The organism is Pseudomonas sp. No.21 (assembly GCF_054558415.1).
In genome coordinates this window covers 388627-412789 of the sequence record NZ_BAAJNO010000004.1, presented here as the reverse complement: position 1 = coordinate 412789, position 24163 = coordinate 388627, and the positions used below count along the sequence as shown (strand labels likewise).

Sequence of the window (24163 nt, the reverse complement as noted above, 5' to 3'; positions counted from 1 at the left end):
GACCCGGATTGGCGGCGTGGTACGTGATGGCGCGGAAGCTGCATCGCTGCGCCGAGTGCCGGTTTTTCGTCGCCGGCCGTGGAGGATTTGAGAATGCGTAGTTTGATGCTGTTGCTGGCGCTGCTGGCACTCGGGGGTTGCATGAAGGTCAGCGACATGACCCTCGGCGCTCGCGAGCAGATGAGCGACGCCGGGCTGCTGGATCACAGCGAGACCTATCGCTCGATGTCCTGGCGGCTGCAGCCGGATTCGTTCATTTATATCGCCCAGAGCAGTTTCATGCCCCAGGGCGGCACTCACACCAGGGCGAACGTGGTGGCCGAGGAGGCCTTCAAGGGGTTCGTCGAATACTTCCCGCTGGTGCGCCGTGCGAGCCAGCCGGTGAGCCTGGAGCAGGCGATGAGCGAGGCCCGTTCGCTCGGGGCCAACTACCTGCTCTACAGCCGCTTCGCCGATGCCGATGATCGCATCGGCACGGTGGAGGAGTGGGAGGATCAGGAGGCGGTGGATCGGCTCGGTGTCGATAACGGCGTCATCCAGTTGATGCTGATCGAAACCGGTAACCGCTATCTGGTGGACACGGCACGGATCACCCACCGGGGTGGCCTGTTCACCTTTCATGACCAGAAGCCCGAGGATCTGATCGGGCCGCCGTTGAGACAATACGCGCGCAGCCTCATGGGGCTGGGCCGCTGAGGAGGATGTGATGAACGACCCGGGCAAGGCAGGCGATCTGCTGGCGCAGATTCCCAAGGAGAAGGGGCTGCCGCCGGTGCACCTGTGGAACCCCGATTTCTGTGGCGATATCGACATGCGCATCGCCCGCGACGGGACCTGGTACTACCTGGGCACGCCCATTGGCCGCAAGCCGATGGTCAGGCTGTTCTCCACCATCATCCGCCGCGATGGCGACGACTATTTCCTGGTCACGCCGGTGGAAAAGGTCGGCATCACCGTCGACGATGCGCCCTTCGTGGCGGTGAGCGTCGAGGTGAGCGGGGAGGGCGAGGCGCAGGTGTTGCGCTTCGTCACCAATGTCGAGGACGAGGTGGAGGCGGGCGCCGAGCACCCGATCCGGGTCGAGACCGACCCGATCACCCAGGAGCCGGCGCCCTACGTTCATGTGCGCACCAACCTGGAGGCGCTGATCCATCGCAATGTCTTCTACCAACTGGTGGAGCTGGCGGTGGTGCGCGAGCTCGATGGGCGCAACTGGCTGGGCGTTTGGTCCGGCGGGCAGTTCTTCCCGATCGGCGAGGAGCCTTGACAGGGGCTTTTCGCAGGCAACAAAAAAGGCCCCGAGGGGCCTTTTTCGTTCATCGCGTTTACATGTTGGGGTAGTTCGGGCCACCGGTGCCTTCCGGCGCCACCCAGGTGATGTTCTGGGCCGGGTCCTTGATGTCGCAGGTCTTGCAGTGGACGCAGTTCTGCGCGTTGATCTGGAAGCGCTTCTCGCCGTCTTCCTGGGTCACGACCTCGTATACGCCGGCCGGGCAGTAACGCTGCGCGGGCTCGTCGTAGAGCGGCAGGTTCTTGGCGATCGGGATGCTCGGGTCGGTGAGCTTCAGGTGGCAGGGTTGTTCCTCTTCATGGTTGGTGTTGGAGAGGAATACCGAGCTCAGCTTGTCGAAGCTGAGTTTGCCGTCGGGTTTGGGGTAGTTGATCTTCGGTGCTTCGCTGGCCTTCTTCAGGCAGGCGTGGTCCGGCACGTTGTCGTGCAGGGTGAAGGGGATCTTGCCGCCGAAGATGTTCTGGTCGAGCCAGTTGATGCCGCCGCCGATGACCGGGCCGAACTTGTGCAGCGCGGCACCGAAGTTGCGGCTGCGGAACAGCTCGTCATACAGCCAGCTGGCCTTGAACGCGTCGACGTAGGCAGTCAGCTCGTCGCCGCCTTCCTTGCCGCCCAGCAGCGCTTCGGCCACGGCTTCGGCCGCGAGCATGCCGGACTTCATGGCGGTGTGGCTGCCCTTGATCTTGGCGAAGTTCAGGGTGCCCAGGTCGCAGCCGATCAGCGCGCCGCCCTTGAAGACCATCTTCGGCAGCGAGTTCAGGCCGCCCTTGCAGATGGCACGGGCACCGTAGGCCACGCGCTTGCCACCTTCCAGGTACTGCTTGATCACCGGGTGGTGCTTGTAGCGCTGGAATTCGTCGAAGGGCGACAGGTGCGGGTTGGAGTAGGACAGGTCGACGATCAGGCCGACCACCACCTGGTTGTTCTCCAAGTGATAGAGGAAGGAGCCACCGGTATTGTCGGTGCCCATGATCGACAGCGGCCAGCCGGCGGTGTGCACCACCAGGCCCTGCTCGTGCTTGGCCGGGTCGATGTCCCAGATTTCCTTGATACCGATGCCGTAGTGCTGGGCGTCGGCTTCGGAGTCCAGGTTGTACTTCTTGATCAGTTGCTTGCCGATGTGGCCACGGCAGCCTTCGGCGAACAGGGTGTACTTGCCACGCAGTTCCATGCCGGGGGTGTAGTAGCCTTCCTTCGGATGGCCTTCGCGATCCACGCCGAGGTCGCCGGTGATGATGCCGCGTACCACGCCGTTCTCGTCGATCAGCGCTTCCTGGGCAGCGAAGCCCGGGTAGATCTCGACGCCCAGGCCTTCGGCCTGCTGGGCCAGCCAGCGGCACAGGTTGCCCAGGGAGATGATGTAGTTGCCCTCGTTGTGCATCGTCTTGGGCACGAAGAGGTCGGGGATCTTGATCGCGCCTTCGGCATCCTTGAGCATATAGATGTCGTCGCGCTTGACCGGGGTGTTCAGCGGAGCGCCGAGTTCCTTCCAGTCAGGGAACAGCTCGTTCAGCGCACGCGGCTCGAACACGGCACCCGAGAGGATGTGGGCGCCGACTTCGGAACCTTTCTCGACCACGCATACGCTGATCTCCTGACCAGCTTCGGCGGCCTTCTGCTTCAGTCGGCAGGCGGCGGACAGGCCAGCAGGGCCGGCGCCGACGATGACGACGTCGAATTCCATGTATTCGCGTTCCACAGTCATTCTCCTCAAGGCTCTCTTCGATGTTTTATGTGGGAGGGCTAGGCTCGATCCCTGACCAGAGCTGGCGCATTATATCCACACCCTTTGGCCGGTCCAATACAAACGTTTGTTTGAATTTTGTAGAAGCCTGATAGGATAAGGCTCTGCGGCTTATGGCGGGGTATTTTCCCGTATTGACCGGAATAGGCGTTACGGTCAAGATACGGGCGGTTTTGCGCTCGCCGTATGGGCTGACCGTCGGTTCCGGCCGACGAGCATCACCCGCCAGAGGCTCGTCCTTGGCGACATTCTTATTCACCGGAGAGTAACGAGGAATCCATGAAGGTTCTTGTAGCTGTCAAACGAGTGGTCGACTACAACGTCAAGGTTCGCGTCAAGGCGGACAACTCCGGCGTCGACCTCGCCAACGTCAAGATGTCGATGAACCCCTTCTGCGAAATCGCCGTGGAAGAAGCCGTCCGTCTGAAGGAAAAAGGCGTGGCGAGTGAAATCGTCGTCGTCACCATTGGCCCGGCCACTGCTCAAGAGCAGCTGCGTACCGCCCTGGCCCTCGGTGCTGACCGCGCCATCCTGGTCGAAAGCGCAGAAGAGCTCAGCTCCCTGGCCGTCGCCAAGCTGCTGAAAGCCGTCGTCGACAAGGAACAGCCCCAGCTGGTGATCCTTGGCAAGCAGGCCATCGACAGCGACAACAACCAGACCGGCCAGATGCTGGGCGCCCTCACCGGCTACGCCCAGGGCACCTTCGCCTCCAAGGTCGAAGTCGCCGGCGACAAGGTCAACGTCACCCGTGAGATCGACGGCGGCCTGCAGACCGTAGCCCTGAACCTGCCGGCTATCGTCACCACCGACCTGCGCCTGAACGAGCCGCGCTACGCGTCGCTGCCGAACATCATGAAAGCCAAGAAGAAGCCTCTGGACACCGTCACCCCGGACGCCCTGGGTGTTTCCACCGCTTCCACCGTCAAGACCCTGAAAGTCGAAGCGCCTGCTGCCCGCAGCGCCGGCATCAAGGTCAAGTCCGTGGCTGAACTGGTCGAGAAACTGAAGAACGAGGCGAAGGTAATCTAAATGACTATCCTGGTTATCGCTGAACACACCAATGCCGCCCTGGCCGCTGCCACGCTGAACACCGTTGCCGCTGCCCAGAAGATCGGTGGCGACATCCACGTCCTGGTCGCTGGTGCCGGTGTCGGCGCCGTTGCCGAAGCTGCCGCCAAGGTCGCTGGCGTTTCCAAGGTCCTGGTGGCCGACAACGCCGCCTTCGCTCATCAGCTGCCGGAAAACGTCGCGCCGCTGATCGCCGAACTGGGCAAGGGCTACAGCCACATCCTGGCGCCCGCCACCACCAACGGTAAGAACTTCCTGCCGCGCGTCGCCGCCCAGCTGGACGTCGACCAGATCTCCGAGATCATCGCGGTCGAGAGCGCCGATACCTTCAAGCGCCCGATCTACGCCGGTAACGCCATCGCCACCGTGCAGTCCTCGGCTTCGGTCAAGGTCATCACCGTGCGCACCACCGGTTTCGACGCCGTTGCCGCCGAAGGCGGTTCCGCTGCCATCGAAGCTGTCGGTGCCGGTAGCGACGCTGGCAAGTCCGCCTTCGTTGGCGAAGAACTGGCCAAGTCCGACCGTCCGGAACTGACCGCAGCCAAGATCGTCGTTTCCGGCGGCCGCGGCATGCAGAACGGCGACAACTTCAAGCACCTGTACGCGCTGGCCGACAAGCTGGGCGCTGCCGTCGGCGCTTCCCGCGCTGCCGTCGACGCCGGTTTCGTGCCGAACGACATGCAGGTTGGCCAGACCGGCAAGATCGTCGCTCCGCAGCTGTACATCGCGGTCGGCATCTCCGGTGCCATCCAGCACCTGGCGGGCATGAAGGACTCCAAGGTCATCGTCGCCATCAACAAGGACGAAGAAGCCCCGATCTTCCAGGTGGCTGACTACGGCCTGGTGGCTGACCTGTTCGAAGCCGTACCGGAGCTGGAAAAACTGGTCTGACCCAGCTTTCCGCACCCACGAAAAACCCGCTCATCGAGCGGGTTTTTTGTTGCCCGGGGAATCACCGCGAATCGAGGAAGGCCTGGTAGTGCGCGGCTGTCTCGGCGGGGCGTTCGATCATCGGCACGTGTCCGCAGTCCTTCATCACCACCACGCTGGGCTTGGCCAGCAATGGCTTCATCACCTCGATGCTGGAGACATCCAGGACGCGGTCGCGGTCGCCCCAGAGCAGCAGGGTAGGGGCGGTGATCTTCGGCAGCTCCGGTTCCAGCGGCACATAGCGCTGCACCAGATGCTGGAATACCTGATCGTAATGTTCGCGGTTGGCCGCCGCCTGCTCGGCGAGATAGCGCTTGAGGGGGCCGGGTAGCGCCGGTTTCTCGACGAAGATGAAATCCATCAACGGGTCGTAGTCCGCGACCGATGCCACCACCAGCGGGTTGGCATCGCCGCGCTCCAGCCGCTCGTACAGCTCGCTCTTGTGCGGGGCGGTGATCCCGGCGTTGTCGAACAACGCCAGCGAGCGCACCTGCTGTGGATAGCGCGCGGCGTAGAGGGCGACGATGTGTCCGCCCATGGAATTGCCCACCAGGTGCACCTTGCCCGCGCCCAGCGTGGCGATGAAGGAGGCCAGGCGCTCGGCCTGGGTGCCGACGTCGTAGCTGCCGGCCGGGCGGCTGCTGTCGCCGAAGCCCGGTAGGTCCGGGACGATCACGTGGTAGCGCTCGGTGAAGTGTCGCGCCATGCGCAGCCAGTTGTCCTTGTTGGCCCCGAAACCGTGGACCATGACGATGGTTTCGCCGCTGGCCGGGCCACCCTCGTAATAGGTGATATCCAGGTCGCCGACCGTCACGTCGCGGGTGGAAAGCCCCGCCAGCTGGCACTCCACGAAACGTGCCGTGGTCATCAGGGCGGCGGGGGAGAAGTACAGGGTGGCAGCCAGGGCTGCCAGCACCGTCACAAGTCCGACAAGCAGTTTTTTCATGGCGCGTCCTTATCGCAAAAAATTATTGCAGTTCGCCTAAGCTAGCATGACGCTAGAGCGACGCAGCGCAGTCGCTGCATCGCCCAAACCAAGGTCCGGTCCAGGAAGTCCCTGATGCACATACGCCCCTTCATCGCCCCGTTGTTGCTGGTCCTGGCCACGCTGCCGGGGCTGGCTCATGCAGCCGGCAAGTGCGAGCGCCTGGTCGCCACGGGCAACCCGGAATATCCGCCCTACCTGTGGCGCGACCCGCAGAACCCCAAGCTGCTGGTCGGCGCCAACGCCGATCTGCTCAAGCGCGTGGGCGACGAACTCGGATTGAAGATCGACATCCTCTATACCGGCCCCTGGTCCCGCGCCCAGGATGAGGTGCGCACCGGTCGCGTGGACCTGATCGCCGGCGCCTTCCTCACCCTGCCGCGCCTGGAGACCATGGACTACATCCACCCGGCCTTCCTCGACACGCCCAGCGTCGTATGGGTCAAGCGCGGCCACGGCTTCCCCTACACCCAGTGGCAGGACCTGCTCGGTCATACCGGCGGCACCCTGGTGAACAACAGCTTCGGCCAGGCCTTCGACGCCTTCGCCAAGGCGAACCTGACCCTCGAAGAGGTCCCGAGCCTGACCCAGGCCTACCAGAAGCTGGTGCTGGAGCGCACCGAGTACGTGCTCTACGAGCATTACCCGGGCCTCGCCCTGGCCGACACCCTGGGCATGGCGGACGACCTCGAAGCGCTGGAGCCGCCGATCTCCAGCGAGGGCCTGTACCTGACCCTGTCCCACAATTCGGCCTGCAACGATCCCTGGCTGCGCGGACAACTCGCGAAAAAAATGACAGAATTGACCGCCGCAGGTGTGCCGCAAGTCCTCTTGCAGCGCAATCTCGAGCGTTGGAAGGCCCAGCAGTTGCAGCCGGCCAGCGCCCCGAAACCCTAGGAATCCCTCGTGATCGAACAACGCATTCTGGCCCTCGGCCTGGCCGTCCTCGCCCTGGCCGGCTGTGCCAACGACCCCGCTCCCGTGGAGCAGCTCCGCCTCACCGAGCAGGCCGTGGCCCAGGCCCGTGCCGTGGGTGCGAGCGCCGAGCAGAGCCCCGACATGAAGCTGGCCGAAGAGAAACTCGCCCGCGCGCAGAAGAACATGGGCGAGCAGGACTACAAGCGTGCCCGCATCTTCGCCGAGCAGGCCGAACTGGATGCGCGCCTGGCCGAGTCCAAGGTGCTGACCGAGAAGAGCAAGGCCCAGCTGGTCGACCTCAGTGCCCGCATCAATCGCCTGCGCAAGCAACTGGGAGAGATGCAATGAGCCCTCGCATCGCCCTCGGCGGCCTCCTGCTGAGCCTTGGCCTGTTGGCCGGTTGTGCCAACCCGCAGCGCGCCGAAGACAGCCTGGAAGCCGCGCGTACCCGCTTCCAGCAGGTGAAGGAAGACCCGGACGTGCTGCGCAGTGCGCCCAAGGACGTGATCCGCGCCGGCGAATCCCTGGCCCGCGCCGAGCGCCTGTCCAACTACCTGGGCAACGACCAGGACGTCGAGCACTACGCCTACCTCAGCCAGCGCTACAGCGAGATCGCCAGCCAGCACAGCGAGCTCAACCTCAACCAGGAGCGTGCCGCCAAGCTGCAGATGGACCAGGAGCGCCTGCAACTGGCCCTGCGCGAAGCCAAGCTGCTCAGCGTCCAGCAGCAGGGCGACTGGATGGAAGAACAGATGGTCAGCCTCGCCGCCACCGAGACCGACCGCGGCCTGGTGATGACCCTGGGCGACGTGCTGTTCGACACCGGGCGTGCGGAACTCAAGGCCTCGGCCAACCGCACGCTGCTCAAGCTGGTGCAGTTCCTCCAGATCAACCCGCGTCGCGTCGTGCGCATCGAGGGCTACACCGACAGCAGCGGTGCCCGCGAAGAGAACCTCGCCCTGTCCCGCGATCGCGCGCAGGCGGTGGCCGACGTGCTCGGCGACCTCGGCATCGATGCCAAGCGCATGGAAGTGGTGGGCTACGGCGAAGCCTTCCCCGTTGCCGAGAATGCCTCCTCCCACGGGCGGGCGCAGAACCGCCGCGTCGAGATCGTGTTCTCCGACGAGAAGGGCAAGCTCGGCGAGCGCCGCTGACGGCAATCGTTCGAAAGACCCCGGCGGCTTCGGCCCCCGGGGTTTTTTATTGCCCGTACAGCTGCGCCGGAAGCGGCGGGCCCGTTGGAGTGACACGATACAGTCACTGGCGAAAGCGCACTGTATGGCCCACAATTCAACGCTCTGTACCGGTGCAATTTGTTACTGCTCGGGTACTGTTTCGGTCCAGTGAACCAGGTGCCGCCGCCATGACCAATCTGTTGCTCTATCAACGCATCGCCCAGCAACTGGCCGAAGACATCCGTCGCGGCGTGTACCAGCCTGGCGAGCGCGTGCCCTCGGTCCGCAAGATGAGTTCGCAGCTCAATGTCAGCCACGCCACCGTGCTGCAGGCCTACGCCAACCTGGAGGACCAGGGCCTGATTCGCGCGCGGCCGCAATCCGGCTTCTACGTGCACCAGACCCCGGCCCTGACTGCCTCCACCCCGGACATCGCCCGTGTCGAGCGCCCCGGCCTGGTCACCCGCGCCAGCATCATCAACCAGGTGCTCACCGAGTCCCGCCGCGAAGGCGTGTTCCCCCTGGGCGCCGCCGTGCCCCACGTGGACTACCTCCCCGTGCGCGCCCTGCACCAGCAACTGGCCAAGGTCACCCGCTTCCACAGCCCGCGCGCCTTCAGCTACATGTTCAGCCCCGGCTTCGAGCCGCTGCGCCGGCAGGTGGCGATCCGCATGCGCGACGCCGGCGTGGTGGTCAACCCCACCGACGTGGTGATCACCCATGGCTGCGTGGATGCGCTGCAGATGAGCCTGCGCGTGCTGACCCGTCCCGGCGACCTGATCGCCGCCGAGTCCCCCACCTACTACGGCCTGCTGCAGCTGGCGGACCTGCTCGGCCTCAAGGTCATCGAGATCCCCAGCGACCCCACCACCGGCATCAGCCTCGAGGCGCTGCAGCTGGCCGCCAACCAGTGGCCGATCAAGGCGCTGGTGCTCACCTCGCGCCTGAGCAATCCCCTGGGCGGCACCATCCCCGAGGAGCGCCAGAAGCAGCTGCTGCGCCTGGCGTCGGACTTCGACATCCAGATCATCGAGGACGATATCTACGGCGAGCTGATGTTCGAACAGGGCCCCTCAAAGGCGCTCAAGGCCCACGACCGCGAAGGGCGCGTGGTCTACTGCTCCAGCTTCTCCAAGACGCTGTCGCCGGGCGTGCGCATCGGCTGGATCATCGCCGGCAAGTACCAGGACGAGATCCAGCGCCTGCAGACCTTCAGTACCCATTCCGCCTGCAGCGTCACGCAGATGGGCGTCGCCGCCTACCTGGAGAACGGCGGCTACGACCGGCACCTGCGCTACATCCGCCAGGAGTACCGCAAGAACCTCACCGCCTTCCAGCTGGGGGTGCAGCAATACTTCCCCGAAGGCACGCAGATGAGCCGGCCCAACGGCGGCTTCATCCTGTGGATCAGCCTGCCCGCCAAGGTCAACACCAAGGACCTGCACGTCCGCGCCTTGCAGCAGGGCATCAGCATCGCGCCGGGGCTGATCTTCAGTAACACCGAGCAGTTCAACCACTGCGTGCGGCTCAACTGCGGCATCCCGTGGAACCGCGAGGCGGAGCGCGCCATCATGACCCTCGGCATGCTCGCCAAGCAGCTGTGCCAGGAGGCCGGCAGCTTCTTCTGACACCAGGCGCGCCCCGGGCTGAAGCCCGGTGCCCCTATTGCGGGAGCGGTTTCAGCCGCGATGGCCTGGCACGGCGATCGCGGTTGAAACCGCTCCCACGCCCCGCGCCCAGCCCGGAAATAATTTCATCACCCCTTTAACCCGACCTGATCGCCGCCCCCGTCTACTGGTGCGTATGGACATTCCGTCCCCAGGAGACACGCCATGACCACCCCCGCCGCACTGCTCCGCCAACCCCTCGCCGCCGGTTTCGCCGCCGGCCTGCTGCTCGCCCTGGCCGCCTGCCAGGGGCATGAATCCGGCACCACGCCCGGTGCGAGCGAGACCAAGGCCGAAGCCGAGGTCAGCGGTTCGGTGAGCGCCAACGACGACGCGCGCCTGCAGGAACTGGCCAAGCCCGCCGCCGAGCCGAACGCCGCCTATGCCCCCGCGACAGTGGCCAAGCGCTCGGCCCCGATCGCGGTGGCGGGGTCGATGGCCATGCCCGTGGCCCCCGCGCCCATGAGCGACGCCCTGGCCGCCGGCTACCGCGACGAGGGCCGCGAGCGATACGCGCACCTGGCCGACAACCCCATCCACGCCGTGGCCAGCGACCCGGTTTCCACCTTCAGCATCGATGTCGACACCGGCGGCTACGCCAACATCCGCCGCTTCCTCAACGACGGCCAGTTGCCGCCCAAGGACGCGGTGCGCCTGGAAGAGCTGGTCAACTACTTCCCCTACGCCTACCCGCTGCCCCAGGGCGACGTGCCCTTCGGCATCGGCACCGAACTAGCGCGTTCGCCCTGGAACCCCGAGGCGCGCCTGCTGCGCATCGCCATCAAGGCCTCCGACACCCAGGTCGAGCAGCTGCCGCCGGCCAACCTGGTGTTCCTGGTCGACGTCTCCGGCTCCATGGACCGCCGTGACGGCCTGCCCATGGTGCAGGGCACCCTCAAGCTGCTGGTGGACCAGCTGCGCGCCGAGGACCGTGTCTCCCTGGTCACCTACGCCGGCGAGGCCCGCTTGGTGCTCGAATCCACCCCCGGCAGCGAGAAGGCGAAGATCCGCGCCGCCATCGACCAGCTCGCCGCCGGCGGTTCCACCGCAGGCGAGTCCGGTATCCAGATGGCCTATGCCCAAGCGCAGAAGGGCCTGCTGAAGAACGGCATCAACCGCATCCTCCTGGCCACCGACGGCGACTTCAACGTCGGCATCAGCGACTTCGAAAGCCTCAAGCAACTGGCCGCCGAGAAGCGCAAGGGGGGGGTCTCGCTGACCACCCTGGGCTTCGGCACCGACAACTACAACGAACAGCTGATGGAGCAACTGGCCGATGCCGGCGACGGCAACTACGCCTACATCGACAGCCTGCGCGAGGCGCGCAAGGTGCTGGTGGACCAGCTCAGCTCGACCCTCAAAGTGGTGGCCAAGGACGTCAAGCTGCAGGTCGAGTTCAACCCCGCCCAGGTCAGCGAATACCGCCTGCTGGGCTACGAGAACCGCGCCCTCAAGCGCGAGGACTTCAGCAACGACAAGGTCGACGCCGGCGAGATCGGCGCGGGCCACACCGTCACCGCGCTCTACGAGATCGTCCCGGCCGGCGGCAGGGGCTGGCTGGAGCCGCTGCGCTACCAGCAGGCGCAGAAGGCCGATGGCAAATCCTCCGAGCTGGCCTGGCTGCGCATCCGCTACAAGGCGCCGGGCAGCGAGCAGAGCAAGCTGCTGGAGCGTCCCATCGCCGCCGCCGAGGTGCCCGCGATCGCCGGGGCCAGCGAAGACCTGCGCTTCGCCGCCGCCGTGGCCGCCTTCGCCCAGCAGCTCAAGGGCGGGCAGTACACCGGCAGCTTCGGCTTCAACGACACCCTGGCGCTGGCCCGAGGTGCCCGTGGCGATGATCGCTTCGGCCTGCGCGGCGAATTCGTGCAACTGGTCGAACTCGCACAAAGCCTGCAAAATCCAACTCCTTCACAGGCACGGATCGAGTGACTTGAGCGAACCCATCACGGATGACGACGCCGCGCTGCTGCGGCGCTACCGACACGGCGATGCCGAGGCCTTCGGCGTGCTCTACGCACGCCATCGCCTCGGCCTCTACCGTTTTCTCTGCGGGCTGTGCGGCGACGCCGGCCTGGCCGAGGAGATCTTCCAGGAAACCTGGCTGAACCTGATCCGCAGCGCCACCGAGCAGCGCGAACAGGTGGCGTTCAAGACCTGGCTCTACCAGATCGCCCGCAATCGCCTGATCGACCATTGGCGCAAGCACGGGCGGCTCCATGGCCGCGTCGAGGAGTTCGACGAGCAATTGCACGGCGATGCCCTGCCGGGCAGCAGCGACGACCCGGAGGAACAGTTGAGCCTCAGCCGTGATCGCCAGCGCCTGCAGGCCGCCCTGGAGGAATTGCCCGGTGAGCAGCGCGAAGTCTTCCTGCTGCGCGCCCATGGCGACCTCGAAGTGCACGAGATCGCCAAGATGACCCGCACGCCCGCCGAGACGGTGAAGAGCCGCCTGCGCTACGCGTTGCAGAAGCTACGTCGGTTGCTGGCCGATCCGGCTGCCACCGAGGAGGTATCCACATGAACCAGGAGCCACGCAAGCCGGATGGGCTGGAGCGCGATCTGCTCGCCCACTTCCGTGCCCATGATGCCGGCGAGCCTTCCGCCGAGCTGGATGCGCGCATCCTCGCCGCGGCCCGCGATGCCGTGCGGCCCGCCAGGCCGGGCCTGGGCGAGCGCCTGCACGCCTGGCTGTTCGGCCCCGGTGGCCGCCAGCGCTGGTCCGTGGCCTTCGCCGGCCTGGCCTGCCTGGGCATCGGTGTCAGCCTCACCTGGCGCAACCTCGATCGCCCTGACCTCGACTACGGCAACAGCGCCCCGGCCCCGGCGGCGATGATGATGCCGGCGCCCATCGTGCCCGCCGCGCCCGCTGCTGCACCGATGGCCCGCTCCAGCGTCGCTGCCGGCGACACCGCCGTTGCCGGGAGCATGGAGAGTGCCCCGGAGCCGTCCATCCAGGCCTACGCCGCTCCGGCGCCGGCCGAGGCACCGCAGATGGCCCGCGAGGCGAAGAAGATGGCGGCCTCGCGCCTGGCCGAAGAGGCCCAGCGCCAGGCGCCGGTGGCGGCCCTGAGCGATCAGGCCGACGCGCACGAGCAGGCCGCCGAGGCGCTGAAGGCCGAAGCCTCCACCCTGGCCGCCAAGCCGCGCATGGCACCGGGCAAGGCCAAGGAAGCCACCCTGGTGGAGCAGCTCGAAGAGCTGCTGCAACTGCGCGAGCAGGGCGACACCCAGGCCGCCGACGCGCTGCTGGCGCGCCTGCGCCAGGATCACCCGCAACTGGATATCGAGGCCGAGCTGGAACGGCTCGGGGAACGCCGCTAGTCCGGCTTCGGCGGTGAACCAGCACCGCCGGGACCGCGACCGGAGCAAGGAGCGCGTGATTGTCCCTTTCATCTTCCGGGCACGACGAAAAGAGTCTCGGCCGCCTGCTGCTGGAGCTTTGCGTCCAGCTCGCGCTGACCCTCCTGCCCATCGTCCTCTGCGCCATGCTGCCCCTGCCGCTGTCGGCGGCCCTGGTGCTGCTGCACGTTCTCGCCCTCGGCCTGGCGGCATGCACCGGGCGCGAGGCGCTGGCCCGGCGCATCAGTGCGCAACTGTCCTGCGCCATGATCGGCTTCGGCATCGGTGTGGGGCGGCTGCTGCCTGGCTACTGGGGCATCTTCGCCGGCATCGCCGCGGTCGTCCTCGGCCTTGCCGCAGTGGCGGCGTGGGAGCGTCGCCTGGGCCTTGCCGAGCCCGAGCCGGGCGCCAACGCCTGGGGCAGCGGCGGCCCGTTGCTGACGCCCGAAGGCGAGCCCGTGCGCAGCTTCAACTGGGGCGAGATCGCCATGGGCGGGCCCGCCTGGTGCGACTACCTGCTGCCCGACGGCGTGGTGCTGGAGGGGCTGGGCAGCTCGCTGTGCTTCTCCAGCGACGGCCGCTACCTGGCCGCGCCCATCCCCTCCCGGGGCGAGTGGGGCCTGGTGATCTTCGACCGCCAGCTGCGCCGCCTGCATCACTGCACCAACGCTCCGCAGTTCTGGGAGCTGGATGCCTTCGATGGCGAGGTGCTGCGCGGTCGCCACAGCCCACTGGTGTCCAACCAGGCCGTCGTGGCGCGCCTCGATACCTTGCTGGCCGATGCCCGCAGCGAAGACTTCATCGCCGTGGGCGATCTCTGGCTCAGCCCGGACCGGGCCGCACACCTGCCCGCCGCGCGCGACTTCCCCGCCCCGACGGGCAGCCACCGCCTGCGTGGCGTTCCCCACCTGCCGGGCACCCTGCGCGAGCTGGACAACCCCCTCGCGCCCCTGGCCAACCCCGCCTGCGAACTGGTGCTCGACGACGAGCCCAGCGGCCTGCTGCTGGCCGACGGCGAAGCGGTCATCTGGCGAGAGGATGGCAAGGCGCTGGTATGCCGCGCGCGTCCCGTTGCCGAGCTGGAACGGGGCTGGAGCAACGACTGCTGGTTATGGGCGGAGGGCGAGGGCTGGCGCCTGCTCGACGAGCCCTGGCAATCCCTTGAGGGCGAGCCCCGTCTCAACCTGGGCGCGCCGCTGCGCCTCGACGGTCGCCGCACCTGGCGCGCGGCCTACCTCGACTATGCCGGCACCGACCGCTTGGGCTTCGGCTATGGCCTGTACAGCATCCACGGCGACAGCGAGATCCTGGCCGGGGTCGATGAGCTGGGCCGTGCGCTGGCCGGCGAGCACCGGCTGACGCAACTGTGCCTCGGCGTCTCGCTGGACGGCGCGGGGCGCAGCGGCGCCAGCCTGGAGCTGCAGCCCATGGCCAATGGCGAGGTGCCGCGCCTGGAGTGGCTGCGCGAGGGTACGGACGGCCGTCAGGGCGCATTCGCCTGCCGCATCGGCGACTGGCTGCTCGACGGTGAATGGTGCCTGGATCACCGGGTTTCCGACTGCGGGCGTTACCTGGCCCTGGTGGCGTTCGCCGAGGCGCCGGCCGCTCCCCATCGCCTGGTGGTGGCGGATGTCCGCGAGCGTCGCCTGCTGGCGCTGGAGCGCCCCTTGGCGATCGCCCGGCTGCACGACTTCCGCGAGGGCATCGTCAGCCTTGCCCATGTGCTCGGGCGCCTGCCCGAGGGGTGCGAATCCAATCCCCTGCAGCGTTTCACCGAAGCGGCCCCGGACGCACGGCGGGCTGCCGCCTTCATGGCCGCTGGCGGCGAGCGTTTCTACTACGAGGTGGCGCGGGTGGCGGTCGACCCGGATGCGCTGCGCCTGGTGCCGACCTGGCGGCTGGCCGAGCGCCCGCCGGTCGCCAATGCGCTGGGGGATTTCGTCCTGCCTGCGCCCGGTGGCGTGGATGCCGCCTGGCTGTTCGGCTGCGAGAACCGTTTCGCCGACAGCTACCTGCGCGAGCAGGAGCCCCGCATGGGTGGGTGCCTGCTCACCGCCTCCGGCTGCGCGATCGCCGACCTGGGGCCGGCGATGATCTGGTCGGCCGATGGCCGCTTCCTGGCGCTGACCCGCTTCGGCGAGTACCACGATCCACGGGCCGGCAGCCATCCGCTCTGGCACCTGCTGGTGCTGGATACCCACGAACACCGCCTGTATCGCTGCGCCGACCCCATCGGCCTCATGCCGCGCTTCGAAGGCTTCGATGGCGCGGGCCTGTGCATGCGCGTCCACGCCTACGCCCATGAGGTGGAAGACGATGCCGGCGAGCCGAGTCGTTTCAGCCTCGATGAGCTGCTGGCGCTGCGAGCGGAACCGCTGCGCCGCGAAGGGGGCCTCTGGCTGCCCGATGCGGAGCGGGAGCGCATCGACCTCTGGCAGCACCTGGATTCCACCCACCTCGACCCCTGGAGAGCCCCATGACCGACAGCCCTTCCGCCATCTTCTCTCTGCTCAGCTCCATCGGCCTGCTGCCCCTGGTTGTGACCTGGCTCCTGGGCTGCGCCATGGCCGCGCGCTTCTGGCGTGCCCAGCCCCGCGCCGCCGGCCTGTGCCTGGCCAGCATGCTGATCCTGCTGGTGTGGCAGGGCATGACCATCGGCCTGCACGCGCTGATCCCGATCCTGGCCTTCGATATCTGGCCCGACGCGGAGCCCATGTATTTCTACGCGGCCATCAACCTGCTCGGCAGCCTGGTTCACACCCTGGCCTTTGGCCTGCTGATCTGGGCGGTGTTCACCGGCCGGGAAGGGGTGTAAAACTTTGGCAAGTTCCCGGCCCCGGGGTTGCCAGGGCGGGATCGAGGGGCGAGCATGGCCCTTCATGCCTTGCCCTGCACACTGCCCATGACCCGTTTTCCCTTCTACCTGCCGTTGCTCCTGGGCCTGCTCGCCGGCTGCGAGCAGGACGCACCGCCCCCGCAGAAACCACCCGCCAGCCCGCCTCCGGTGACCGAGGTCGCGAAGCCCGAGCCTGCCGCCCCGGCCAGGGAGGCACCTGTGGCCAAGCCGGCCAGCGAGCCCCCCAGGGTGGCGAGTGAGGCGCCCAAGCCCGTGGCCAAGGCCGAGTCCAAACCCGAAGCCAAACCCGAAGCCAAGTCGCAAGCCAAGCCGCAAGCCAAGCCCAAGGCCGAGGCCAAGCCCGTGGCCAAGGCAGCCCAGCCCGCCACCAGCCCGGCCGGCAATGCGCGCAAGCCGGAGAAGACCGAACTGCCCAAGGCCCAGCTCGACCTGCGCCTGCCCAGGCACCTGGTGGAAAAGCTCGAGCCCGAGATAGTCGAGGAACGCAAGGCCGAGGAGCCCCTGCTGCCGCCGATGTTCACCGAGAAGGCGCCCGAGCAGGGCCCCTTCCAGCTCAACGGCAAGCTGCTGACCAACGAGAAGGAAGACGACTACTGGCGCTCCGTGGAAGGCGCCGAGCTGCAGTTCGAGTTCAAGCAGTAACGGCGCTAGTCGCAGCGCAAGGTGGACCCCGTTTCACCGGTCCACCTTTCGTGCTCGCCGGCGACCCCGCTGGTGGATGGAAAGGGCGCCATCCACCCTACACGCCGGTTGGCACTGGGGTTCGGGTTGGGCGCGGTGCCGTAGGTTGGCGCCGAGCGCAGCGAGGCCCAACACAGCCAGGTCCGGTCTTGCGGCGGGCTCTCCCTGTGGGAGCGGCTTGAGCCGCGAAAGATCTGCAGCCGGCACAGGGCGGCGAGTCGCCGGGTATTGCATCGCGAACGGATTCGCTCCCACGAGGCGGGCGCCGGTGCTTGCTGCAGGATCTCCTGGTGGATGAACAGAGCGTCATCCACCCTACGTCCGGCCCAACTCCGCGTTGCCAGCCCTGGCCCGCGAACCCGCGTCGAAGGGTGGGGTCAGAAGCGGTACTCCCCGCTCTGGATCGCCTGGTGCAGCGTGCTGTCCAGGGGGCGGAACGCGTCTTCGCCGGGCAGGCGCACGAACAGCGGTTCGCTGACCTGGTTGGGGTCGAAGCCGTTCTTCTTGAGGTCGGTCTTCTTGTACTTGAAGGTCCCGGTGGTCTCGATTTCCTCCAGCAGGCGGATGAACAGCGGCGCCGCGTAAGGCGGCAGTTCACGGTCTAGGTGGGCGGCCACGGCCTGGGCGTCGAGCTGCGAACCGCTGCCCAGGCGTAGCGCGGCCATGCCGCAGCGACCGTTGGTCCCGGGGATCTCCACGCCATAGACCACCGCGTCCTCGACGCCGCCGAAGGCGCCCAGCACGCTTTCCACCTCGGTGGTGGAGACGTTCTCGCCCTTCCAGCGGAAGGTGTCGCCGAGGCGGTCGACGAACTGGGCGTGCTTGCAGCCGATGTCGCGCATCAGGTCGCCGGTGTTGAACCAGGCATCGCCCTTCTTGAACACGTCCCGCAGGATCACCGACTCGCTCTTGGCCGGGTCGGTGTAGCCGTCGAAGGGCCATTTGGCGCTGATCTCGCTGATCAGAAGGCCCGGTTCGCCCTTGCCGACCTTCTCCAGGTAGCCCTTGTGGTCGCGCACCGGCCGGTCGTTTTCCAGGTCGTAGCGGACGATGGCATAGGTGGCCGGCGAGAAGCCCACGGTGTTGTCGAAGTTGAAGACGTTGGTGAAGCCGATGTTGCCCTCGCTGGAGGCGTAGAACTCGGTGATGCGCTCGATGCCGAAGCGCTCCTTGAACTCGGCCCAGATGGCCGGTCGCAGGCCGTTGCCGATCATGCAGGTGAGGGTGTTGTTGCGTTCCTCCTCGCTGGGCGGCTGGTTCAGCAGGTAGCGGCACAGTTCGCCGATGTAGCCGAAGCAGGTGGCCCGGTACTGCGCGACGTCCTTCCAGAAGCTGCTGGCGGAGAACTTGCGGCGCAGGGCGATGGCGGCGCCACCGGCCAGCACCGAGGCCCAGCTCACGGTGACCGCGTTGTTGTGGTAGCAGGGCAGGGTCAGATAGAAGACATCGCTATCCGTCAGCCCCAGGCCGGAGTGGCCGAAGCCGCCATAGGCCTTGATCCACTTGCCGTGGCTGAGGATAGAGGCCTTGGGCAGGCCCGTGGTGCCCGAGGTGTAGATGTAGAAGCAGGGGTCCTTGAGGCGCACCCTGGCGGTTTCCGCCGGATTGTCGGCGCTGTGCTCGCCCGCCATGCGCATCAGGTTGTTCCACCCGCGCGGTGCCTGGCCCGGGTCGCGACGGGTGTCGGCGTCGTCGATCCAGTAGCGACGCCCGCTCGTATTGCCCAGTTCGGCCTCCACTTCCTCGAAGGCTTCGCGCAGCTCCTCGCCGACCAGGTAATGGGTGGCCTTGACCAGGGTCAGGCTGTGGGCCAGGACCTTGCCGCGCTGGGTGGTGTTGACCAGCGCGCCGATGGCGCCGAGCTTGGCCAGCGCCGCCAGCAGCGCGAGGACCTCGATGCGGTTCTCCAGCATCACCGCCACCACCTTGCCGTGGGACATGCCCTCGGACTTGAGCGCGTGCGCCAGGCGGTTGGCCCAGGCGTTGAATTCGGCATAGGTCAGGCGCCGGGTCTCGTCGATCACCGCCGGGCGCTGGGGGAATTTCTGCGCGGCACGCTCCAGGGCCCAGCCCAGGGACAGCGACTTCTCGCGGTTGCGGATGCCGGTGTAGTACAGGCCCAGCAGCATGCGCGGTACACGTGGCAGATTGCCCGGGAGGCGGGCGAGGAAGCGGAACGGGGAAATCAGATCGGCCTGGGTCATGGCTCTCGCACTTTGTCGTTGTTGTGGGCAGGCAATGGCGCTTTCACGACTGTAGAAGCCGCTCGGGCAAAGCGGTATGACCGTGGCGCGGGGAACGCCGGGCAGATGGGCAAATAGCGACGCCCGCCCCGCGCGGCGTCCGGCACGGGGCAGGCGTGGCCCGGGCGTCAGTCGAGGAACAGGTCCGGCACCAGGCTGCCGCCCTCGGGATCGAAGCGGTAGCGCTCGAAGTCGGTCTGGCCCTGTTCGCGGAGGATCTCCTCGTCCACCAGCAGGCGGCCGGTGATGCTGCGGCCGGTGCTGGAGAGGATGGCGTGGGCGGCGTCGGCCATGATCGCCGGGGTGCGCGAGCGCTTGAAGGCGTCGCGGCTGCCCAGCTCGAACTCGATGGCGGCGGTGGCGATCATGGTCTGCGGCCACAGCGAGTTGACGCTGATGCCGTACTTCTTGAACTCCTCGCTCATGCCCAGGGTGAGCATGCTCATGCCGTACTTGGTGACGGTGTAGGGGCCGTGCTGGGCGAACCACTTGGGCGCGAGGTTGAGCGGCGGGGAGAGGTTGAGAATGTGCCCGCCCGCGCTCTGCTTCAGGTAGGGCAGGGCGGCCTGGCTGCAGACCATCACCGCGCGGGTGTTGATCTGGTACAGCAGGTCGAAGCGCTTGGGCTCCAGTTGCTCGACGCCCACCAGCTTGATGGCACCGGCGTTGTTCACCAGGACGTCGATGCCACCGAAGTGCCCGGCGGCCTGGGCCATGGCATCACGCACCGCGGCTTCGTCGCGCACGTCCAGTTGCAGGGCCAGGGCCTTGCCACCAGCGGCCTCGACCTCCTCGGCCACGCTGAAGATGGTCCCGGCCAGCTTGGGATGGGGCTCGGCGCTCTTGGCGGCGATGACGATGTTGGCGCCATCGGCAGCGGCGCGCAGGGCGATCTCGCGACCGATGCCACGGCTGGCACCGGTGATGAACAGGGTTTTGGCAGAAAGGCTCATTGCAGTGCTCCTGAATTGTTGTTGTCGGGTATGAAAGCCGGAAGCCGGAAGCTAGAAGCTAGAAGCTAGAAGCTAGAAGCCCGCCCGCACCAGCCTGCTCTTGTCTTCCAGCTTCAGGCTTCAAGCTTCAAGCTGCTCTTCCACTTCCACCAACACCTGGCGGCTCTTGACCTGGTCGCCGGCGGTGGCCTGGACGCGGCGGACGATGCCGTCCACCCCCGCCTTGAGCGGGTGTTCCATCTTCATCGCTTCCAGCACCACCAGCAGTTGGCCCTTGGCGACGCGATCGCCTTCGCCCACGAGGACGTCGACGATGGCGCCGTCCATGGGGGCCTTGACGGTGCCGGAGCCGGCGCCGCCCTGGCCGCCGGCGGGTTCGTGGGTGATGTCCAGCAGTTCGACGTTGCCCTGCCGCCCATGCAGCCACAGGCGCGGGCCGTCCAGGTGGTAGGCCAGGCGGCGGCGAATACCGTCCAGCTCCAGGGTGGCCCAGCGGCCATCGCTGGCGAGCAGGTGCAGGGCGATGGCCTGTCCGCCGATACGGGCCAGCAGGCGCGGTTGCGGGCCGCTGGCTTCGACTTCCAGCTCCACCGCCAGCTTCTGTTCGCCCTGGCGCAGGACGAAGCGCCAGGGCGCGCTGCCGGCGCTGCGCCAGCCGGCGAGGCCGGGCTGGTGGGCGCGGGATTGGGCGGAGGCCTGGTAGAGCAGAGCGGCCGCGACGGCCAGCTCGCCGGCCGGCAGCACCTGCGGGGCGAGGCTCGGGTCGTTGGCGAAGTGCTCGCCGATGAAGGCCGTGGTGGCGTGGCCGGCGGCGAACTCCGGGTGGGCCAGCAGGTTGGCGAGGAAGCGCTGGTTGCCCTTGACGCCCAGCAGCACGCAATCCTCGACGGCGCGTACCAGCTTGCGTCGGGCTTCGTCGCGGGTGGCGCCCCAGGCGATCACCTTGGCCAGCATGGGGTCGTAGAAGGGCGTCACCGGCTGGCCTTCCACCAGGCCGTGGTCGATGCGGATGCCCGGCAGGAGGGCAGGCTCCCAGCGCAGCACGTCGCCGGTCTGCGGGAGGAAGTTGCTGGCCGGGTCCTCGGCGTACAGGCGCACCTCCATGGCGTGGCCGTCGAGGCGGATGTCGTCCTGGGCCAGGGGCAGCGGCTGGCCGGCGGCGACCTGGATCTGCCAGGCCACCAGGTCGAGCCCGGTGACCAGCTCGGTGACCGGGTGCTCCACCTGCAGGCGGGTGTTCATTTCCAGGAAGTAGAAGCGGCCCTCGGCGTCGAGGAGGAATTCCACGGTGCCGGCGCCGGTGTAGTTGACCGAGGCTGCGGCCTTGACCGCGGCCTCGCCCATGGCACGGCGCAGTTCCGGGGTCATCACCGGACAGGGTGCTTCCTCCACCACCTTCTGGTGGCGGCGCTGCACCGAGCAATCGCGCTCGCCCAGGTAGAGGAGGGTACCCTGCTGGTCGCCGAACACCTGGATCTCCACGTGGCGCGGGCGGATCACCGCGCGTTCGAGGATCAGCTCGCCGGAGCCGAAGGCGTTCTGCGCTTCGGAGCGCGCGGTGCGGATCTGCGCGGCCAGCTCGCCGGCTTCGTGCACCAGACGCATGCCGCGACCGCCGCCACCGGCGCTGGCCTTGATCATCAGCGGGTAGCCGATGCGCTCGGCCTCGCGGGCGAGGGTCGCGTCGTCCTGCTCGGCACCCTCGTAGCCGGGGATGCAGGGCACGCCGGCTTCGAGCATGGCGATCTTCGACAGGCGCTTGCTGCCCATCAGGTGGATGGCTTCGACGCTGGGGCCGATGAAGACGATGCCGGCGGCCTCGCAAGCGCGGGCGAACTCGGCGTTCTCGGAAAGGAAGCCGTAGCCGGGGTGCACGGCGTCGGCGCCGGTGCGCCGGGCGGCGTCGATGATCGCCTCGACCTTGAGGTAGGACTGCGCCACCTGGGCCGGGCCGATGCACACCGCCTCGTCGGCGAGCTGCACGTGGCGGGCGTCGCGGTCGGCTTCGCTGTACACCGCCACGGTGCGGTAGCCGAGCGCTTGCGCGGTGCGCATCACCCGGCAGGCGATCTCGCCCCGGTTGGCGATCAGGATCTTGTTGAATGCGGGCATCTTCGTGCTCCTGCTGGGGGCCGGAGGGTGTCCGGGGCCCGGGCTGTGTGCGTTCGGTGTTGCGGTGGATGTGAAGAGCGACATCCACCCTACGGGGTGCCTCGGTGTTGCGTGGGGATCGGGTTGGGTCGATCCGCCTGTTGTGTTCGGTGTTGCGGTGGATGTGAAGAGCGACATCCACCCTACGGGTGCCACGGTGTTGCTTAGGGTGGGTCGCGCTTTATCGATCCACCGCTGGTGTTCACTGGGCCCAGGTCGGTTTGCGCTTTTGTACGAAGGCCATGGTCCCTTCGGCGCCTTCGGCACCGGTCACGGCGTCGGCGAACCATTGGGCGGCGTCGTCCAGCAACGGGCCCAGCTCGCGTTCCTCGGTGGCCAGCAGCAGTGCCTTGGTCCGTGCGTTGGCCCCGGGGGCGCAGCGGCGCACCTGCTCCAGGGTGGCGCCGAGGCGTGCGTCGACGGCGGCGTCGTCGGCCTCGGCGAAGTGCACCAGGCCCAGGCGCAGCGCCTCGTTGCCGTCGAAGCGCGCGGCGGTGAGGGCCAGGCGGCGGGCCTGGGTCAGGCCGATGCGCTTGACCACGAAGGGGGCGATCTGCGCGGGCAGGATGCCCAGGCCGGTTTCCGGCAGGCCGAATTGCGCGCCCTGGTGGGCGATGGCGATGTCGGAGATGCAGGCCAGGCCGAAGCCGCCGCCGAGCACGGCGCCTTCCAGTACGGCGATCACCACCTGCGGGGCGGCCTGGGCTTCCTCCAGCAGGCTACCGAAGGCACGGTTCAGCTCGCGGTAGGCCTCGGCACCGGCGGCGCGCGCCGAGGCCATGTCCTTGATGTCGCCACCGGCGCAGAAGTGCCCATCGGCGCCACGCAGCACCAGGGCGCGCACGTCACCGCCCTGGCGCACGGCGGCCAGCACCGCGCGCAGTTCGCCGACCATGGCCAGGCTCATGGCGTTGCGCGCGTCCGGGCGGTTGAGGGTGACGTGGAGCACGCCGCCCGCCTGCTCCAGCAGCAGGGTTTCGCAGGCGGGCAGGCTCATTTCTTCTTACCGGGCAGGATGCCCATCAGCTTGCTGATGATGCCCAGCATGATCTCGTCGGCGCCGCCGCCGATGGAGACCAGGCGGGTGTCGCGGTAGGCGCGGGAGATGTGGTTGTCCCACATGAAGCCCATGCCGCCCCAGTACTGCAGGCAGGAGTCGGTGACTTCGCGGCCCAGGCGCCCGGCCTTGAGCTTGGCCATGGAGGCGAGGCGGGTGACGTCCTTGCCCTTCACGTACATTTCGGTGGCCTGGTAGACCAGGGCGCGCAGGCATTCCACCTCGGTCATCATCTCGGCCATGCGGAAGTGGATGACCTGGTTGTCGATCAGCGCGTTGCCGAAGGTCTTGCGCTCCTTGCAGTACTCGATGGTGGCGTCGATGCAGTGCTCCAGGCCCTTGATCATGTTGGCCGCGCCGAACAGGCGCTCTTCCTGGAACTGCAGCATCTGCATCATGAAGCCGGCGCCTTCGTGGCCGATGCGGTTGCGCTGCGGCACGCGGACGTTGTCGAAGAACACCTGGGCGGTCTCCGAGCTGCGCATGCCGAGCTTATCCAGGTGCGGGCTGACGCTGACGCCGGGGGTGTTCATCGGCACCATGATCAGCGACTTGTTGACGTGGGGCTTGTCGTCGGAGGTATTGGCCAGCAGGCAGATGAAGTCGGCGGACGGGGAGTTGGTGATCCACATCTTGCTGCCGTTGATCACGTAGTCGTCGCCGTCCTTGCGGGCGCTGGTCTTGAGGCCCGCGACGTCGGAGCCGGCGCCCACTTCGGAGACGCCGATGCAACCGACCATCTCGCCGGCGATGGCCGGGCGCAGGAACTCCTCGCGCAGCTCGTCGGAGCCGAAGCGCGCGAGCGCCGGGGTGCACATGTCGGTCTGCACGCCGATGGACATGGGGATGCCGCCGCAATGGATGGTGCCGAACTCTTCGGCGGCGACGATGGAGTAGCTGTAGTCCAGGCCCATGCCGCCGAATTTCTCGGGCTTGGAGATGCCCAGGAGGCCCAGCTCGCCGGCCTTCCTGAAGATGTCGTGGATGGGGAAGCGACCTTCCTTCTCCCACTGGTCGACGTGCGGGTTGATTTCCTTGTCGACGAAGTTGCGGACGGTACGGCGAAGCTCTTCGTGTTCCTGGGTAAAGATCATCCTGTCGTTC

The 24163-nt window shown here is 67.3% G+C and carries 21 protein-coding genes; 14 read left to right on the top strand and 7 right to left on the bottom strand.

Annotation, left to right across the window (positions count from 1 at the left end; all coding sequences use genetic code 11):
• Window positions 1-93 precede the first annotated feature (93 nt).
• Together ACYJSS_RS10290 and ACYJSS_RS10285 are read left to right on the top strand one after the other, a co-directional pair.
• Window positions 94-696 (top strand): DUF4823 domain-containing protein, encoded by a 603-nt coding sequence (locus ACYJSS_RS10290; RefSeq protein WP_111262409.1) that lies wholly within the window; start codon window positions 94-96, stop codon window positions 694-696.
• 10 nt (window positions 697-706) lie between these two features.
• Complete coding sequence (locus ACYJSS_RS10285; RefSeq protein ID WP_111262408.1) at window positions 707-1267, top strand: DUF1285 domain-containing protein; 561 nt, start codon at window positions 707-709, stop codon at window positions 1265-1267.
• Between the two features lie 58 nt (window positions 1268-1325).
• Here the strand turns inward: ACYJSS_RS10285 and ACYJSS_RS10280 are convergent, their stop codons facing one another.
• Entirely contained in the window at window positions 1326-2990 is a 1665-nt protein-coding gene (locus ACYJSS_RS10280) for an electron transfer flavoprotein-ubiquinone oxidoreductase (protein WP_111262407.1), read from the bottom strand.
• Window positions 2991-3314: 324 nt separating this feature from the next.
• On the opposite strand from ACYJSS_RS10280, the gene ACYJSS_RS10275 reads away from it, so the two are divergent.
• Window positions 3315-4064, top strand: a complete 750-nt coding sequence (locus ACYJSS_RS10275; RefSeq protein WP_111262406.1) for an electron transfer flavoprotein subunit beta/FixA family protein — start codon at window positions 3315-3317, stop codon at window positions 4062-4064.
• A complete protein-coding gene (locus ACYJSS_RS10270; RefSeq protein WP_236205759.1) occupies window positions 4065-4994 on the top strand; it encodes an electron transfer flavoprotein subunit alpha/FixB family protein in 930 nt (309 codons plus the stop codon). It begins immediately after the preceding gene.
• Window positions 4995-5055: 61 nt separating this feature from the next.
• Here the strand turns inward: ACYJSS_RS10270 and ACYJSS_RS10265 are convergent, their stop codons facing one another.
• Window positions 5056-5979: an alpha/beta fold hydrolase gene (locus tag ACYJSS_RS10265; RefSeq protein ID WP_236205760.1), complete on the bottom strand. Its 924-nt coding sequence runs from the start codon at window positions 5977-5979 to the stop codon at window positions 5056-5058.
• Window positions 5980-6093: 114 nt separating this feature from the next.
• Between ACYJSS_RS10265 and ACYJSS_RS10260 the strand changes: the two genes are divergently transcribed.
• From ACYJSS_RS10260 to ACYJSS_RS10215, 10 genes are all read left to right on the top strand, one after another.
• Entirely contained in the window at window positions 6094-6915 is an 822-nt protein-coding gene (locus tag ACYJSS_RS10260) for a substrate-binding periplasmic protein (RefSeq protein ID WP_111262403.1), read from the top strand.
• Between the two features lie 39 nt (window positions 6916-6954).
• Window positions 6955-7284, top strand: a complete 330-nt coding sequence (locus ACYJSS_RS10255) for a DUF4398 domain-containing protein (protein WP_111262438.1) — start codon at window positions 6955-6957, stop codon at window positions 7282-7284.
• Window positions 7281-8090 (top strand): OmpA family protein, encoded by an 810-nt coding sequence (locus ACYJSS_RS10250; protein WP_111262402.1) that lies wholly within the window; start codon window positions 7281-7283, stop codon window positions 8088-8090. Before ACYJSS_RS10255 ends, ACYJSS_RS10250 begins: the two co-directional genes overlap by 4 nt.
• Before the next feature lie 209 nt (window positions 8091-8299).
• Window positions 8300-9739, top strand: coding sequence for an aminotransferase-like domain-containing protein (locus tag ACYJSS_RS10245; RefSeq protein ID WP_111262401.1), 1440 nt, complete (start codon window positions 8300-8302; stop codon window positions 9737-9739).
• Between the two features lie 204 nt (window positions 9740-9943).
• Complete coding sequence (locus ACYJSS_RS10240; protein WP_236205761.1) at window positions 9944-11707, top strand: vWA domain-containing protein; 1764 nt, start codon at window positions 9944-9946, stop codon at window positions 11705-11707.
• 1 nt (window position 11708) lies between these two features.
• Complete coding sequence (locus ACYJSS_RS10235; protein ID WP_236205762.1) at window positions 11709-12299, top strand: RNA polymerase sigma factor; 591 nt, start codon at window positions 11709-11711, stop codon at window positions 12297-12299.
• Entirely contained in the window at window positions 12296-13099 is an 804-nt protein-coding gene (locus ACYJSS_RS10230; RefSeq protein WP_111262398.1) for a hypothetical protein, read from the top strand. The genes ACYJSS_RS10235 and ACYJSS_RS10230 overlap by 4 nt, the downstream gene beginning before the upstream one ends.
• 59 nt (window positions 13100-13158) lie before the next feature.
• Window positions 13159-15597 (top strand): hypothetical protein, encoded by a 2439-nt coding sequence (locus ACYJSS_RS10225; RefSeq protein WP_236205763.1) that lies wholly within the window; start codon window positions 13159-13161, stop codon window positions 15595-15597.
• The gene (locus ACYJSS_RS10220; protein ID WP_111262396.1) at window positions 15594-15932 is read left to right on the top strand and encodes a hypothetical protein; all 339 of its coding nucleotides are present in this window, start codon (window positions 15594-15596) and stop codon (window positions 15930-15932) included. Before ACYJSS_RS10225 ends, ACYJSS_RS10220 begins: the two co-directional genes overlap by 4 nt.
• Before the next feature lie 87 nt (window positions 15933-16019).
• Window positions 16020-16616, top strand: a complete 597-nt coding sequence (locus tag ACYJSS_RS10215; RefSeq protein WP_275672239.1) for a hypothetical protein — start codon at window positions 16020-16022, stop codon at window positions 16614-16616.
• 416 nt (window positions 16617-17032) lie between these two features.
• Here the strand turns inward: ACYJSS_RS10215 and ACYJSS_RS10210 are convergent, their stop codons facing one another.
• The 5 genes from ACYJSS_RS10210 to atuD form a co-directional block, all read right to left on the bottom strand.
• Window positions 17033-18859 (bottom strand): long-chain-acyl-CoA synthetase, encoded by a 1827-nt coding sequence (locus tag ACYJSS_RS10210; protein ID WP_236205764.1) that lies wholly within the window; start codon window positions 18857-18859, stop codon window positions 17033-17035.
• 167 nt (window positions 18860-19026) lie between these two features.
• Window positions 19027-19851 (bottom strand): SDR family oxidoreductase, encoded by an 825-nt coding sequence (locus ACYJSS_RS10205; protein WP_111262393.1) that lies wholly within the window; start codon window positions 19849-19851, stop codon window positions 19027-19029.
• A gap of 120 nt (window positions 19852-19971) precedes the next feature.
• Window positions 19972-21963, bottom strand: coding sequence for a geranyl-CoA carboxylase subunit apha (gene atuF, locus ACYJSS_RS10200; protein ID WP_236205765.1), 1992 nt, complete (start codon window positions 21961-21963; stop codon window positions 19972-19974).
• Window positions 21964-22204: 241 nt separating this feature from the next.
• Complete coding sequence (gene atuE, locus ACYJSS_RS10195; RefSeq protein ID WP_111262391.1) at window positions 22205-22999, bottom strand: isohexenylglutaconyl-CoA hydratase; 795 nt, start codon at window positions 22997-22999, stop codon at window positions 22205-22207.
• Window positions 22996-24153, bottom strand: a complete 1158-nt coding sequence (gene atuD, locus ACYJSS_RS10190; protein WP_111262390.1) for a citronellyl-CoA dehydrogenase — start codon at window positions 24151-24153, stop codon at window positions 22996-22998. The genes atuE and atuD overlap by 4 nt, the downstream gene beginning before the upstream one ends.
• Window positions 24154-24163 lie beyond the last annotated feature (10 nt).

What these genes read in the sequence shown, in the direction of transcription:
- ACYJSS_RS10290 (WP_111262409.1), top strand. Translation starts at nt 94, where the DNA reads ATGCGTAGTTTGATGCTGTTGCTGGCGCTGCTGGCACTCGGGGGTTGC.
- ACYJSS_RS10285 (WP_111262408.1), top strand. Translation starts at nt 707, where the DNA reads ATGAACGACCCGGGCAAGGCAGGCGATCTGCTGGCGCAGATTCCCAAG.
- ACYJSS_RS10275 (WP_111262406.1), top strand. Translation starts at nt 3,315, where the DNA reads ATGAAGGTTCTTGTAGCTGTCAAACGAGTGGTCGACTACAACGTCAAG.
- ACYJSS_RS10270 (WP_236205759.1), top strand. Translation starts at nt 4,065, where the DNA reads ATGACTATCCTGGTTATCGCTGAACACACCAATGCCGCCCTGGCCGCT.
- ACYJSS_RS10265 (WP_236205760.1), bottom strand. Translation starts at nt 5,979, where the DNA reads ATGAAAAAACTGCTTGTCGGACTTGTGACGGTGCTGGCAGCCCTGGCT.
- ACYJSS_RS10260 (WP_111262403.1), top strand. Translation starts at nt 6,094, where the DNA reads ATGCACATACGCCCCTTCATCGCCCCGTTGTTGCTGGTCCTGGCCACG.
- ACYJSS_RS10250 (WP_111262402.1), top strand. Translation starts at nt 7,281, where the DNA reads ATGAGCCCTCGCATCGCCCTCGGCGGCCTCCTGCTGAGCCTTGGCCTG.
- ACYJSS_RS10245 (WP_111262401.1), top strand. Translation starts at nt 8,300, where the DNA reads ATGACCAATCTGTTGCTCTATCAACGCATCGCCCAGCAACTGGCCGAA.
- ACYJSS_RS10240 (WP_236205761.1), top strand. Translation starts at nt 9,944, where the DNA reads ATGACCACCCCCGCCGCACTGCTCCGCCAACCCCTCGCCGCCGGTTTC.
- ACYJSS_RS10230 (WP_111262398.1), top strand. Translation starts at nt 12,296, where the DNA reads ATGAACCAGGAGCCACGCAAGCCGGATGGGCTGGAGCGCGATCTGCTC.
- ACYJSS_RS10220 (WP_111262396.1), top strand. Translation starts at nt 15,594, where the DNA reads ATGACCGACAGCCCTTCCGCCATCTTCTCTCTGCTCAGCTCCATCGGC.
- ACYJSS_RS10215 (WP_275672239.1), top strand. Translation starts at nt 16,020, where the DNA reads ATGACCCGTTTTCCCTTCTACCTGCCGTTGCTCCTGGGCCTGCTCGCC.
- ACYJSS_RS10210 (WP_236205764.1), bottom strand. Translation starts at nt 18,859, where the DNA reads ATGACCCAGGCCGATCTGATTTCCCCGTTCCGCTTCCTCGCCCGCCTC.
- ACYJSS_RS10205 (WP_111262393.1), bottom strand. Translation starts at nt 19,851, where the DNA reads ATGAGCCTTTCTGCCAAAACCCTGTTCATCACCGGTGCCAGCCGTGGC.
- atuF (WP_236205765.1), bottom strand. Translation starts at nt 21,963, where the DNA reads ATGCCCGCATTCAACAAGATCCTGATCGCCAACCGGGGCGAGATCGCC.
- atuE (WP_111262391.1), bottom strand. Translation starts at nt 22,999, where the DNA reads ATGAGCCTGCCCGCCTGCGAAACCCTGCTGCTGGAGCAGGCGGGCGGC.
- atuD (WP_111262390.1), bottom strand. Translation starts at nt 24,153, where the DNA reads ATGATCTTTACCCAGGAACACGAAGAGCTTCGCCGTACCGTCCGCAAC.